Source organism: Variovorax cryoconiti (assembly GCF_051216395.1).
GTDB lineage: Bacteria > Pseudomonadota > Gammaproteobacteria > Burkholderiales > Burkholderiaceae_C > Variovorax.
In genome coordinates this window covers 216881-228691 of sequence record NZ_JBPJZI010000009.1, presented here as the reverse complement: position 1 = coordinate 228691, position 11811 = coordinate 216881, and the positions used below count along the sequence as shown (strand labels likewise).

The window sequence follows — 11811 nt, the reverse complement described above, 5'->3', positions numbered from 1 at the left end:
TTCGCGCGGGTCAGTTCGACGCGGTGGTGTTGGCGGCGGCAGGTGCGGCTGCGGCCTTGACCGCGCCGTCCGCCGGCTTCGGCGCCCAGGGCGTGACCTTGACCTCGGCGCCCGGCCGGGCACTCTGCTGGCCGTCGACCACGAGCTGGTCGCCCGCCTGGATACCGCCGCGCACCAGCCACTGGTCGCCCACGGCGCGGTCGGTTTCGAGCGTGCGGCGCTGCAGCTTGTTGTCGCTGCCCACCACATAGGCGGTCGGCTTGCCCGCGTTGTCGCGCGACACCGCCTGTTGCGGCACCAGCAGGCCCTGTTCCTTCACGCCTTCCTGCAGCACGGCGCGCACGTACATGCCGGGCAAGAGATCGGCCTTCGGGTTGGGAAACACCGCACGCAAGGTGATCGCGCCGGTGCTCTGGTCGACCGTGACGTCGGAGAACTCGAGCTTGCCCTCCAGCGGGTAGGTGCTGCCGTCTTCCATCATCAGCGTCACCTTGGCGGCTTTGGCGCCGGCCTGCTGCAGGTCGCCGCGGGCCATCGCCTGCTTCAGGCGCAGCAGCGACGCGCTGGGCTGGGTGACGTCGACATAGATCGGGTCGAGCTGCTGGATGGTGGCGAGCGCGGTGGTCTGGCTGGCCGTGACCAGCGCGCCCGGCGTGACGCTCGACTTGCCGATGCGCCCGGAAATGGGTGCGTCGACGCGGGCGTAGGCCAGGTTGATCCGGCTGGTCTCGACATTGGCCTTGGCGGAGGCCACGTCGGCCTCGCCCTGGCCGAGCGAGGCGGCGGCGTCGTCGTAGTCCTGCTGGCTGACCGCCTGGATGGCGACCAGTTCCTTGTAGCGGTCCGCCTTCAGCCGCGTGGTCTTCAGGCTGGCCTGCGCCTTGGCCAGCGCGGCCACGTTGCTGTCGTAGGCCGCCTTGTAGGTGGCCGGGTCGATCTGGTAGAGCGCGGCGCCCGCCTTGACGTCGCTGCCCTCGCGGAAATTGCGCGTCTTGACGATCCCGTTGACCTGCGGCCGCACGTCGGCGATCAGGAAAGGAACGGTGCGCCCCGGCAGTTCGGTGCTCAGGGCCACGCGCTGCGGCTGCACCGTGAGCACGCCCACCACAGGAGTGCCGGCTGCCGGCGGGGCACCGCCGGGCGGCTTGCCGCAGGCGGTGAGCAGACAGGCGGCTGCAAGCGCCGCGAGAAGGGTCGAGCTGTAGGTGGCGACAGGACGCATGGCGATCTCCGGGAGAGGCTTCAGGACAAGAGCAATTCGGCTTTAAAAATACCGTACTGTACGGTAATGTAAGTTGACTTGGCGGTCCCGTCAAGCAATACTGAACACTCTGGTACAGAAATGAGGAGCCAATGAGGAGACCACCCCATGCGAGTTAGAACCGAAGCAAAGCGAGATGCGATCCTCGAGGCCGCGTCGCAGGTCTTCCTCGAATCAGGTTTCGAAGGCGCGTCGATGGCCGAGATCGCGGCCCGCGTCGGTGGCTCGAAGGCGACGCTGTACGGCTACTTCGGCTCGAAGGAGGATCTGTTCATCGAGGTGATGAGCGGTGCAGCCAAACACCACTTCGATCGCATCTTCGCGGCGCTTGAAAGCGACGAGGACGACCTCTCGCTGGCGCTGCAGCGCTTCGGCGAGCGCGCGCTCGCCGTGCTCTGCCAGGAGTCGGCGATCCAGGCACGGCGCGCGATCGTTGCGGAATCAGGACGCAGCGACATCGGTCTGCGCTTTTTCGAGGGCGGACCGAAAAAGGGCATCACCGAGCTGGGGCGCTTCCTCGAACTGCAGATGGAGAGAGGCGAATTGCGACGCAGCGACCCGATCGTCACCGCGCATCACCTGATGGCGCTGCTCGACGCCGAGACGATCACGCCGCGCCTTTTCGGCATCGAGAAGAAGCTGTCGAAGGCGCAGATACGAGGCGCGGTCGCCCGGGCCCTCGACACCTTTCTCGCCGGTTATCGGCCGCGCCCCGGTGTCGCCGACGGCAAGGCCTGATGCATGCTGCCGCTCATCGGCAGCGGCGCATCACCCTTGCGACTCGGGCTTCTGCGGCGTCCCTTCCGTGGCCTGCACCGCATCGGTGCCTTCGCCATCGCCCGGGTCGCCTGCACCGGGATAGCCGTCCGCCTTGTCGCGCTCGCGGCCCATGCGGCTTCCCTTCACCGGATCGTCCTGACCGATGGCACGGTTCTGCTCGATGTTCCGGCCGGAGGCAGACCCGCGGTCGCCCGCGAGTGCCTCGTCCATGTCTTTCTTCGTCGTGGGCGGGGGAGGCGTGGTCTTTTCGGGGGTCGGCGTCATGGCGTGTCCTTTGCATCAGGTGGGATTGGGTGGGTCACGACCTTGCGCCGACGCCGCATCACGCGCGAGCCGGCGGATGCGGCACACCCGCGTAGGCGGGTCCGCACACCGCGGCGATGACGGCCACGATGGCGGGACGAAATCTAAGCCCGCATGCTGAGTTTTTTGATCCGCGCCATCGGGTGTTCTCCCTAACATCCACCTCATTCATCGAAATGACCGAGATGTCGAACGCCCTCCCCACCACCGAGAAGAAGCCCCTCAACCAGCCGTTGGGCGGCGACGTCGTGCCGCGCTTCGCTGGCATCGCGACGATGATGCGGCTGCCGTTCCAGGAAACGTCCGACGGGTTGGACGCCTGCTTCGTCGGCGTGCCCTTCGACCTCGGCACCTCGAACCGTTCGGGCGCGCGCTTCGGGCCGCGCCAGGTGCGCAGCGAGTCGGTGCTGCTGCGGCCCTACAACATGGCGACGCGGGCTGCGCCCTTCGACTCGCTGCAGGTGGCCGACATCGGCGACGTGGCGACCAACGCGTACAACATCTTCGATTCCATCGACCGCATCGAGACCGCGTACGACGCGATCATCGCGAACGGCTGCCGGCCGATCACCATCGGCGGCGACCACACCATCGCCTGGCCGATCCTGCGGGCGATGCACAAGCGCTACGGCCCGATCGGCGTGGTGCACGTCGACGCGCATGCCGACGTCAACGACACGATGGGCGGCGAGAAGATCGCGCACGGCACACCCTTCCGCCGCGCAGTGGAAGAAGGCCTGCTCGACTGCAACCGGGTGGTGCAGATCGGCCTGCGCGGCACCGGCTACCACGCCGACGACTTCGACTGGTGCCGCCAGCAAGGCTTTCGCGTGGTGCAGGCCGAGGAGTGCTGGCACAAGAGCCTTGCGCCGCTCATGAAGGAAGTGGTCGAGCGCGTGGCGGGCCTGTCGGGCGATGCCCCGGTGTACCTGAGCTTCGACATCGACGGGCTCGACCCGTCATTCGCCCCGGGCACCGGCACGCCGGAGATCGGCGGGCTCACGGTGCAGCAGGGGCTGGAGATCATCCGCGGCCTGCGCGGCCTGAACCTGGTCGGTGCCGACATCGTCGAGATTTCGCCGCCCTACGACCCGCAGGGCACGACCGCCCTGGTCGGCGCCAACCTGGCCTACGAGATGCTGTGCGTGATGCCGGGCGTGGCGTACCGCGCCTGACGTCGGCCGCAGCGCACCACACACCACATCAAGCGTCGCTGCGCACCTTGCCCGCGATCCACTCGGTGAAGGCCGTCACCAGCGGACTGTCGCACACCTCCTTGCGGCACACGATGTAGTAGGCGTGCTTGGCCGGCACGCTGCGCTCGAAGAGCCGCACCAGCCGGCCTTCGGCCAGGTCGTCGCCCACCAGCAGGCTGTCGCCCAGCGCGGCGCCCTGCCCGTGCACCGCGGCTTCCATCGCGATGTGCGCGTTGCCCATCTCGGTCATGCGGAAGCCCTCGACCGGCACGCCGGCGCTGAGCAGCCAGCGCGTCCATTCGGTGCCGCCGTCCTCGCACAGCAGCGGATGGCTGCGCAGCTCGTCGACCGAGCGCACGGTCAGCTGGCCGTTGATCATGGCCGGGCTGCACACGGGAAATAGCTCCACGTGGGTCAGCAGGCGCACCTCGCGGTCGGGCCAGATGCCGGTGCCGTAGCGGATGCACAGGTCGACCGAGGGCGAATAGACCTCCTTGTCGTCGTTCGACGCGATGATCTTCAACTGCACGTCGGGGTAGGCCGCCAGGAACTCGCCGATGTGGCGCGTCAGCACGCGCGAGCTCAGGCCCACGGGCGTCGACACCACCAGATTGCCGCCCATGACCGGGTCACCCAGCTTGGCGGCGGCCGAGGCGATCATCTGGAAGGCCGAGCGCACCGACGGCAGCAGCGCCTCGCCGTGCGGCGTGAGCTTGAGCCGCGTCTTGTTGCGGCTGAAGAGCTGCACGCCCAGCGCTTCCTCCAGCGTGCGCAGCTGATGGCTGACCGCGCTGGGCGTCACATGGAGTTCGTCGGCGGCTTTCACCACCGTCAGGTGCCGCGCGGTGGCGTCGAAGGCGCGAAGGGCGTTCAAGGGCGGCAGGCGGTTCCTTCCGTTCTGTCGCTTCCCGGGTTCAAGCATGGGATGTTCTTCTTTTTTCGAGGGGGCCGTCACGCATGCAAGGTTCAGGCCACAACCAGTTTTTGCGGCGGTTTCGGGCACGTGGCGCGGCGAACGATGCTGAGATTTTTGATCGCCCATCCTCGCTTAATTCTCGGTTTCCAGGCCCCGGGTTCCTCACTACGATCCGCCCATCTCTACGAAGGCCCTGCATGGACAACCACGACGCAAGCTCCACCAAACGCCTCTGGGGCGCGCGCTTCAAGTCGGAACCCTCCGCGGCGCTGAAGGCGTTGTCCCGGTCCGAACCCAGCTTCTTCCGGCTGGCACCCTACGACCTGGCCGGCTCCCGCGCTCATGCCCGCGAGCTGCAGCGCGCCGGCGTGCTCGACGCGCAAGAGCTCGCGCAACTGCTGGCCTGTGTCGACGAGGTCGAACACGCCTACGTCGCCGGCGACCTGCACCCGATCGAAGCCGACGAGGACGTGCACACCTTCCTCGAGCGCGTGCTCACACAGCGGCTCGGACCCATCGGCGGCAAGCTGCGCGCCGGCCGCTCGCGCAACGACCAGGCCGCCAACGACCTGAAGCTGTACCTGCGCGACAAGGCGCGCACGCTGGCCACCGCCATCGGCGAGCTGCAGGGCGCGCTGGTGGCGCAGTCCGAGCAGCACATCGGAACGCTGTCCACCGGCTTCACCCACCTGCAGCCGGCCCAGCCCATCGTGTTCGCCCACCACCTGATGGCGCATGCCCAGGCCATCGGGCGCAACGTCGACCGGCTGATCGATTGGGACCGCCGCAGTGCGCGTTCGCCGCTGGGTGCCGCCGCATTGGCCGGCTCGGCCATCTGCCGATCGCCGGAGCTGTCGGCCGCCGAGCTGGGCTACGACGCGCCGTGCGAGAACTCGATCGATGCGGTGGCGGCACGTGACCACGTGTGCGAGTTCCTGTTCATCACCAGCATGCTGGCGGTGGAACTCTCGCGCCTGTCCGAAGAGGTGGTGCTGTGGTCGTCGCGGCAGTTCCAGTGGGTGGTGCTCGACGACGGCTACTGCACCGGCAGTTCGATCATGCCGCAGAAGAAGAACCCCGACATCGCCGAGCTGAGCCGCGGCAAGGCCGGCCGGCTGATCGGCAACCTGGTGGGCATGCTGTCGGCGCTGAAGTCGCTGCCGCTGGCCTACAACCGTGATCTGGCCGAAGACAAGAGCGCGGCCTTCGACAGCATCGACACGCTGTCGCTGGTGCTGCCCGCGATGGCCGGGATGATCCGCACGATGCGGGTCGACGTCGACCAGCTGCGCCGCCACGCACCGCTGGGCTTCACGCTGGCCACCGAAGTGGCCGACTGGCTGGCGCTGTCGGGGGTGCCCTTCAGCGAAGCGCACGAGATCACCGGCGCGCTGGTGAAGTTCTGCGAGGCGCAGGGCATCGAACTCGGCGCGCTGTCGCCGGCCATGCTGGCCGAGGTCGATGCGCGCCTGACGCCGGAAGTGCTGAAGCACCTGACGCTCGAAGCCGCCATCGGCGCGCGCACCGGCCACGGCGGCACCGCACCGGCGCGCGTGGCCGAGCAGATCGCACGGCTCAAGGCGGTGCTCGCAAAGCAAGCTGCCTGGGCTGCCGACTACCGGGGGCCGCGATGCTGAGCGCGGACAAGTCGCCGGCGGGCGCCGCCGCCTTCACCGACATCTCGCACCTGGAGCACGTGCCGCGCCGCTACTGGGGCCGCTACATCGCCACCGCACTGATCGTGGTCGCGATCCTGTTCGTGCTCAACGCCTTCGCGCGCGGCAAGATCGAATGGTCCTACGTCGGCCGTTTCCTCACGGCGCAGTCGATCCTCACCGGCCTGGTCAACACCATCGTCATGAGCATCCTGGCGATGGCGCTGGGCATCGCGCTCGGCGTGGTCACGGCGGTGATGCGGGTGTCGAGCAACCCGGTGCTCAGCTGGGTGGCGCGCGGCTACGTGTGGCTGTTCCGCGGCACGCCGGTCATCCTGCAACTCTTGCTGTGGTTCAACCTGGCGCTGGTGTTCCCGACGCTCGGCATCCCCGGGCTGTGGGAGGCCAAGACGGTGAACGTGATGACGCCCTTCCTCGCCGCACTGCTGGGCCTGGGCATCAACCAGGGCGCCTACACCTCCGAGGTGGTGCGCGCCGGGCTGCTGTCGGTCGACGTGGGCCAGTACGAAGCGGCCAAGTCCATCGGCATGCCACGCCTGCTGGCGCTGCGCCGCATCATCCTGCCGCAGGCCATGCGCGTGATCGTGCCGCCGATCGGCAACGAGTTCGTCGGCATGATCAAGCTGACCTCGCTGGCCAGCGTGATCCAGTTCGCCGAGATGCTGCACAGCGCGCAGAACATCTACTACGCCAACGCCCGCGTGATCGAGCTGCTGATCGTCGCCGGCATCTGGTACATCGTGGTGGTGACGGTGCTGTCGCTGCTGCAGTCGCGCGTCGAAGCGCGCTTCGCACGGGGCGCCGGTCGCGCCTCGGCCCGGCAGTGAACGCGATGGAAAACACCATGGCCCCCATCGTCCGCGCGGTCGACCTGCGCAAGAACTTCGGCGACTTCGCCGCGCTGCAAGGCATCACGCTGGACATCGCCGCCGGCGAGGTGCTGTGCGTCATCGGCCCGTCGGGCTCGGGCAAGAGCACCTTCCTGCGCTGCATCAACCAATTGGAGACCGTCACCGGCGGCGCGCTGTGGGTCGACGGCGAACTGGTCGGCTACCGGCGCGCCGGCAACAAGCTGCATGCGCTGTCAGAAAACGAGATCGCACGCCAGCGGCTGAAGACCGGCATGGTGTTCCAGCGCTTCAACCTGTTTCCGCACCTGACGGTGCTGGAGAACGTCATCGAAGGCCCGCTGCGCGTGCAGCGCCGCCCGCGCGACGAGGTCGTCGCCGAAGCGCGGGCGCTGCTCGAGCGCGTCGGCCTGGCGCACAAGAGCGACGGCTTCCCCATCGACCTGTCGGGCGGCCAGCAGCAGCGCGTGGCCATCGCCCGTGCGCTCGCCATGCGGCCCCAGCTGATGCTGTTCGACGAGCCCACCTCGGCGCTCGACCCCGAGCTGGTCGGCGAGGTGCTGTCGGTGATGCGCGACCTGGCCACCAGCGGCATGACGATGGTCGTCGTGACGCACGAGCTGGGCTTTGCCCGCGACGTGGCGACGCGCGTGATGTTCATGGACAAAGGCCAGGTCGTCGAGACCGGCGTGCCCGCCCAGGTCCTGTCCGACCCGCAACACCCGCGCACCCGCGAGTTCATTTCCGCCGTTCGCGGCTGAGCCTTCTCTTCACTTTCTTTGACCCACCGGAGCCTCCCCATGACCTGCAGCACCACCCCTGTGTCGATCCGTCTCGGCCTTCTCGCCGTGGCCCTGGCCGCCGTCCTGCCCGTGGCGCAGGCCCAGACCGGCCGCGCCAAGGGCGCGCCCATCACGGCGGCCGTGGTGTCCAACTACCCGCCGATGGAGTTCAAGGACCCGGCCACCGGCAAGCTGACCGGCTTCGACATCGACATCGGCGAAGCGCTGGCCGCCAAGGCCGGCACCACGATCAAGTGGGAAGAGACCAGCTTCGACCAGATGCTCAGCTCGCTGGCCACCGGCCGCGTCGACATCATCCTGTCGGGCATGACCGATCTGCCGGCCCGCCGCGAAGCCGTGAAGTTCATCGACTACCTGAAAACCGGCCCGCAGTTCTACGTGATGAAGGAGCGTGCAGCCGACTTCCCCAACATGGCCGCGCTGTGCGGCAAGAAGGTGGGCGCCAGCCGCCGCACGTCCTTCCCCGCAGAGATCACGAAGTGGAGCGACGAGCAGTGCGTGAAGGCCGGCAAGGCGGCCATCGTGGTGACCGGCACCGACGGCTCGGCCGATGCGCGCACCCAGCTGCGCCAGGGCCGGCTCGACGCCGCGGTGCAGGGCGGCGAAACCATGCCCTACATCATGGGCCAGGAGCCGAACACCTACATGACCGTGGGCAAGACCTTCGCCTTCCAGTACGTGGGCCTCGCGACCAACCGCAAGGACGAGGCCATCGCCGCCGAGCTCTCCGCCGCCATGACCAAGCTGATCGCCGACGGCACCTACGCGAAGATCGTCGCCAAGTGGGGCCTGGCCGACTTCGCGGTCACCAAGCTGATCATCGACAGCGCCGACTGAGCACCGCCCGGCGAGCGCGATGAACGACAGTCTCTGGCCGACGGGCGTGCAGTCGGCGGTCGCCCTGGCCTTCGACGTCGACGGGCCCACCGGCGGCGCGATGCTCGATGGCTCCATCTGGCGCAACCCGTCGTTCTTCACGCTCGGTGCCTACGGGCCCTGGCGTGCCGTCGGCTACCTGCTGGACCTGCTCGACGACCACCGCATTCCCGCCACTTTCTTCGTGCCGACCTGGGTGCTCGAGACCTGGCCGGCGCAGATCAAGGCGATCGTCGACCGTGGCCACGAGATCGGCTACCACGGCCACCAGCACGAGGCCTTCTGGCAGCTCACACGCGAGCGCCAGCAGCAGGTGATGGCACAGTCGCTCGCGCTGTTCCAGCGGCATCTCGGGCTCGCGCCGGCGGGCTTTCGCACGCCGTCGGGCGACTGGGGCGACGACACCATCGAGGTGCTGCTCGACGCCGGCGTGACCTGGTCGAGCTCGATGCGCGGCGACGACCGGCCCTACGTCATCGACCACGCCGCGAGTGGCCGCCAGCTGGTCGAGATCCCCGGCAAGTGGGAGCTCGACGACTACGCGTCGCTGGCCTACCAGCGCAACCCCGACTACCCCGCCGGACTCGACCGCATCGCGAGCTACGACACCACCTTCGACAACTGGCGGCGCGAGTTCGACGGCTCGCACCGCGACGGCCTGTGCCTGACGACGCTGTTCCACCCCAAGGTCTCGGGCAGACCCGGCCGCATCGGGCTGCTCGACCGCCTGTGCGCGCACATGCGCGCCCAGGAGGGCGTGTGGTTCGCGCGTTGCGGCGAGGTGGCGCAGTGGTGGCGCGAACGGCACCTGTCTGTGGAAGGCACGTCATGAGCACGACCCCGGGCCGCTGGCCCTCCGGCAAGCGCATGGCCTTCGTCGTCACCGTCGACTTCTTCGACGACGCCGCCATCCTCGTGCAGGAGCCGCGCATGGCCGGCCGCGAGAAGAGCCTGTCGGTGTGGCAGTACGGCGCCAAGCGCGGTGTCGACCGGCTGCTCGACCTGTTCGACGAGCTGAAGCTGCGCACCAGCTGGTTCGTGCCCGGCCGCGTGGCGCAGACGCATGCGTCGCTGGTGCAGCGCATCCACCGCGCGGGGCACGAGATCGGCAACGCCACCTTTGCCTGCGAGAACTTCGACACGCTGACGCTGGCGCAGCAGGGCGACAGCCTGACCCGCGCACAGGCCGTTCTGGCCGACCTCATTGGCGAGCGGCCCGCGGGCTTCCGCGCGCCCTTCGGCAACTGGGCGCCGGGCTTCACGCAGCAGCTGCGCGAGGCGGGCATCGACTGGTCGTCGTCGTGGCGCGGGGACGACCTGCCCTACGTCCATCCCGGCGCGGCGGATGCGTCCCCACTGATCGAACTGCCGCTGCACTACGAGCTCGAAGACGAGCCCTACTTCGCCTTCAACCTGTTCCCGCCCATCCCCGTGGGCCAGCCGCGCATCGCGTCGTACCGCGAGGTGCTGGGCAACTGGCAGCAGGACTTCGCGGGCTTCCACCGCTTCGGCCTGTGCCTGCCGCTGCGGCTGCACCCGGAGGTGATCGGCACGGCCGGCCGGATCGACCTGCTGCGCGAATTCCTCGTGGGCACGATGGCGCGTCCGGACGTGTGGTTCGCCACCGGCGGCGAGGTGGGCGCCTGGTGGCGCAGCCAGCACGTCGGCAACGCACCCGGCCATCCGGTCGACGTGCTCGCACCCCTTCACCAGCCCAGCGTTTCATGACCGACAGCACCGCCCTGCGGCTCGCCCGCTTCTGCGCCGACACGCGTTTCGACGACCTGCCCGACGACCTGGTGGCGCGCGCCCAGCGCCACATCCTCGACACCGTCGGCGCCACGCTGGCCGGCAGCGCCGCGGCCGAACCGCGCGCGGTGCTCGGCATGCTCAGCGCCGAACGCAGTGCCGGCAGTGCGCCGGTCTGGGGCACGGCCGAGCGGCTGGGCATGCGCGACGCGGCCTTCGCCAACGGCGTGGCCGCGCACGCGCTGGAACTCGACGACACCGGTGGCTGCGACCACTCCGGCGCCGTGGTGCTGCCGGCGGCCCTCGCCGCGCTCAGCGCGCCGGGCCACGGCGGCGTGCCGGTCAGCGGCCGCGACCTGATCACCGCCGTCGTGCTCGGCTACGACGTCGGCCGCCGCGTGCTCGAGGCCTGCGGCGGCTACTCGCCGCACAACGGGCAAGGCTGGCATTCGACCGCCACCTGCGGCACCTTCGCGGCGGCCGCAGCCGCAAGCAAGCTGCTGCAGCTCGACGCAGCGCAGACCATGGCCGCCTACGGCCACGCCGCCAGCGCCAGCGGCGGGCTCTGGGCCTTCATCCACGACGCCTCGCAGACCAAGCGCCTGCATGCGGGCCGCGCGGCCGAAGGCGGCCTCACCGCGGCGCTGCTGGCAGGGCGCGGCATCAGCGGGCCGAGCCGGGTGTTCGACGACGTGTGGGGCGGCTTCTTCAACGCCTTCGCACCGCAGTCACGCCAACCCGAGGCCTTGCTGGCCGACCTGGGCAGCCCCTGGAAGCTGATGCGCTGCTCGATCAAGCCCTACGCCTCGTGCCGCAGCAACCACGCCACCATCGACGCGGTGCGCGCGCTGATGGCCGCGCACCCGGGTCTGGCGCAGCGGGTCGCGCGCATCGACGTGCGGCTGAGCCCCTTCGTGATGGACATGTGCGGCGGCCGCGACCTGTCGACGCTGTCGAGCGCGCAGATGAGCATGCCCTACGCCGTGGCGCTCGCCTGGGTGTTCGGCGACGCGGGCCTTGCGCGCTACCTCGCACCGGCCCGGCGCGATGCACGGCTGACTGCCGCGATGTCGCTGGTGCACCTGCACGCCGACCCGGCCATGCCGGCGCTCGAGGAGCCGAGCGTGACCATCACGTCGACCACTGGCGAGACGGTGTCACACCACGTGCCGGTGGCGCTCGGCGCGCCGGCCCATCCGCTGGACGACGACGCCCTGCAGCGCAAGTTCGCCGAACTCGCCGGCGTGGCGCTGCCGGCCGATGGCGTCGCCACGCTCGCCGAATCGCTGCTGCACCTGGACCGCCTTGCCGACGCGCGCGCGCTGCTGCCCCTGCTGGCGGGCCAGGCTGCGCTGCACGAGCTCCTCTGCTGATTCCCCCTCCCCCACGTCCTCGAACTTCCC

General features: G+C 69.3%; 12 protein-coding genes. 9 read left to right on the top strand and 3 right to left on the bottom strand.

Annotated features, from left to right (window positions below; genetic code table 11):
• Positions 1 to 10: 10 nt before the first annotated feature.
• Positions 11 to 1222: an efflux RND transporter periplasmic adaptor subunit gene (locus ACSFA2_RS20770; protein ID WP_435457219.1), complete on the bottom strand. Its 1212-nt coding sequence runs from the start codon at positions 1220 to 1222 to the stop codon at positions 11 to 13.
• A gap of 147 nt (positions 1223 to 1369) precedes the next feature.
• Between ACSFA2_RS20770 and ACSFA2_RS20765 the strand changes: the two genes are divergently transcribed.
• Entirely contained in the window at positions 1370 to 1999 is a 630-nt protein-coding gene (locus tag ACSFA2_RS20765) for a TetR/AcrR family transcriptional regulator C-terminal domain-containing protein (RefSeq protein WP_435457218.1), read from the top strand.
• A gap of 30 nt (positions 2000 to 2029) precedes the next feature.
• Here the strand turns inward: ACSFA2_RS20765 and ACSFA2_RS20760 are convergent, their stop codons facing one another.
• Positions 2030 to 2305 (bottom strand): hypothetical protein, encoded by a 276-nt coding sequence (locus tag ACSFA2_RS20760; RefSeq protein ID WP_435457217.1) that lies wholly within the window; start codon positions 2303 to 2305, stop codon positions 2030 to 2032.
• Positions 2306 to 2529: 224 nt separating this feature from the next.
• On the opposite strand from ACSFA2_RS20760, the gene speB reads away from it, so the two are divergent.
• Positions 2530 to 3519 carry an agmatinase gene (speB, locus tag ACSFA2_RS20755; protein ID WP_435457216.1) on the top strand — a complete coding sequence of 330 codons (990 nt, stop codon included), beginning with the start codon at positions 2530 to 2532 and terminating at the stop codon, positions 3517 to 3519.
• 28 nt (positions 3520 to 3547) lie between these two features.
• On the opposite strand, the gene gcvA is transcribed toward speB, so the two are convergent.
• On the bottom strand, positions 3548 to 4462 hold the full coding sequence (gene gcvA, locus ACSFA2_RS20750) for a transcriptional regulator GcvA (protein WP_435457215.1): 915 nt from the start codon (positions 4460 to 4462) through the stop codon (positions 3548 to 3550).
• A 191-nt stretch (positions 4463 to 4653) separates the two neighbouring features.
• Here gcvA and argH point away from each other — a divergent pair, with 191 nt between their 5' ends.
• The 7 genes from argH to ACSFA2_RS20715 are packed head-to-tail and all read left to right on the top strand — an operon-like array spanning position 4654 to position 11781.
• Positions 4654 to 6093, top strand: coding sequence for an argininosuccinate lyase (gene argH / locus ACSFA2_RS20745; RefSeq protein WP_435457214.1), 1440 nt, complete (start codon positions 4654 to 4656; stop codon positions 6091 to 6093).
• Complete coding sequence (locus tag ACSFA2_RS20740; RefSeq protein WP_435457213.1) at positions 6087 to 6959, top strand: amino acid ABC transporter permease; 873 nt, start codon at positions 6087 to 6089, stop codon at positions 6957 to 6959. Before argH ends, ACSFA2_RS20740 begins: the two co-directional genes overlap by 7 nt.
• A 17-nt stretch (positions 6960 to 6976) precedes the next feature.
• On the top strand, positions 6977 to 7741 hold the full coding sequence (locus ACSFA2_RS20735; protein ID WP_435457212.1) for an amino acid ABC transporter ATP-binding protein: 765 nt from the start codon (positions 6977 to 6979) through the stop codon (positions 7739 to 7741).
• Positions 7742 to 7780: 39 nt separating this feature from the next.
• On the top strand, positions 7781 to 8620 hold the full coding sequence (locus tag ACSFA2_RS20730) for an ABC transporter substrate-binding protein (RefSeq protein ID WP_435457211.1): 840 nt from the start codon (positions 7781 to 7783) through the stop codon (positions 8618 to 8620).
• 19 nt (positions 8621 to 8639) lie between these two features.
• On the top strand, positions 8640 to 9491 hold the full coding sequence (locus ACSFA2_RS20725) for a polysaccharide deacetylase family protein (RefSeq protein ID WP_435457210.1): 852 nt from the start codon (positions 8640 to 8642) through the stop codon (positions 9489 to 9491).
• A complete protein-coding gene (locus tag ACSFA2_RS20720) occupies positions 9488 to 10387 on the top strand; it encodes a polysaccharide deacetylase family protein (RefSeq protein ID WP_435457209.1) in 900 nt (299 codons plus the stop codon). Before ACSFA2_RS20725 ends, ACSFA2_RS20720 begins: the two co-directional genes overlap by 4 nt.
• Positions 10384 to 11781 (top strand): MmgE/PrpD family protein, encoded by a 1398-nt coding sequence (locus tag ACSFA2_RS20715; protein ID WP_435457208.1) that lies wholly within the window; start codon positions 10384 to 10386, stop codon positions 11779 to 11781. The genes ACSFA2_RS20720 and ACSFA2_RS20715 overlap by 4 nt, the downstream gene beginning before the upstream one ends.
• Positions 11782 to 11811: the final 30 nt, after the last annotated feature.

What these genes read in the sequence shown, in the direction of transcription:
- ACSFA2_RS20740 (WP_435457213.1), top strand. Translation starts at nt 6,087, where the DNA reads ATGCTGAGCGCGGACAAGTCGCCGGCGGGCGCCGCCGCCTTCACCGAC.
- ACSFA2_RS20735 (WP_435457212.1), top strand. Translation starts at nt 6,977, where the DNA reads ATGGCCCCCATCGTCCGCGCGGTCGACCTGCGCAAGAACTTCGGCGAC.
- ACSFA2_RS20725 (WP_435457210.1), top strand. Translation starts at nt 8,640, where the DNA reads ATGAACGACAGTCTCTGGCCGACGGGCGTGCAGTCGGCGGTCGCCCTG.
- ACSFA2_RS20765 (WP_435457218.1), top strand. Translation starts at nt 1,370, where the DNA reads ATGCGAGTTAGAACCGAAGCAAAGCGAGATGCGATCCTCGAGGCCGCG.
- ACSFA2_RS20770 (WP_435457219.1), bottom strand. Translation starts at nt 1,222, where the DNA reads ATGCGTCCTGTCGCCACCTACAGCTCGACCCTTCTCGCGGCGCTTGCA.
- ACSFA2_RS20720 (WP_435457209.1), top strand. Translation starts at nt 9,488, where the DNA reads ATGAGCACGACCCCGGGCCGCTGGCCCTCCGGCAAGCGCATGGCCTTC.
- speB (WP_435457216.1), top strand. Translation starts at nt 2,530, where the DNA reads ATGTCGAACGCCCTCCCCACCACCGAGAAGAAGCCCCTCAACCAGCCG.
- argH (WP_435457214.1), top strand. Translation starts at nt 4,654, where the DNA reads ATGGACAACCACGACGCAAGCTCCACCAAACGCCTCTGGGGCGCGCGC.
- ACSFA2_RS20730 (WP_435457211.1), top strand. Translation starts at nt 7,781, where the DNA reads ATGACCTGCAGCACCACCCCTGTGTCGATCCGTCTCGGCCTTCTCGCC.
- ACSFA2_RS20715 (WP_435457208.1), top strand. Translation starts at nt 10,384, where the DNA reads ATGACCGACAGCACCGCCCTGCGGCTCGCCCGCTTCTGCGCCGACACG.
- ACSFA2_RS20760 (WP_435457217.1), bottom strand. Translation starts at nt 2,305, where the DNA reads ATGACGCCGACCCCCGAAAAGACCACGCCTCCCCCGCCCACGACGAAG.
- gcvA (WP_435457215.1), bottom strand. Translation starts at nt 4,462, where the DNA reads ATGCTTGAACCCGGGAAGCGACAGAACGGAAGGAACCGCCTGCCGCCC.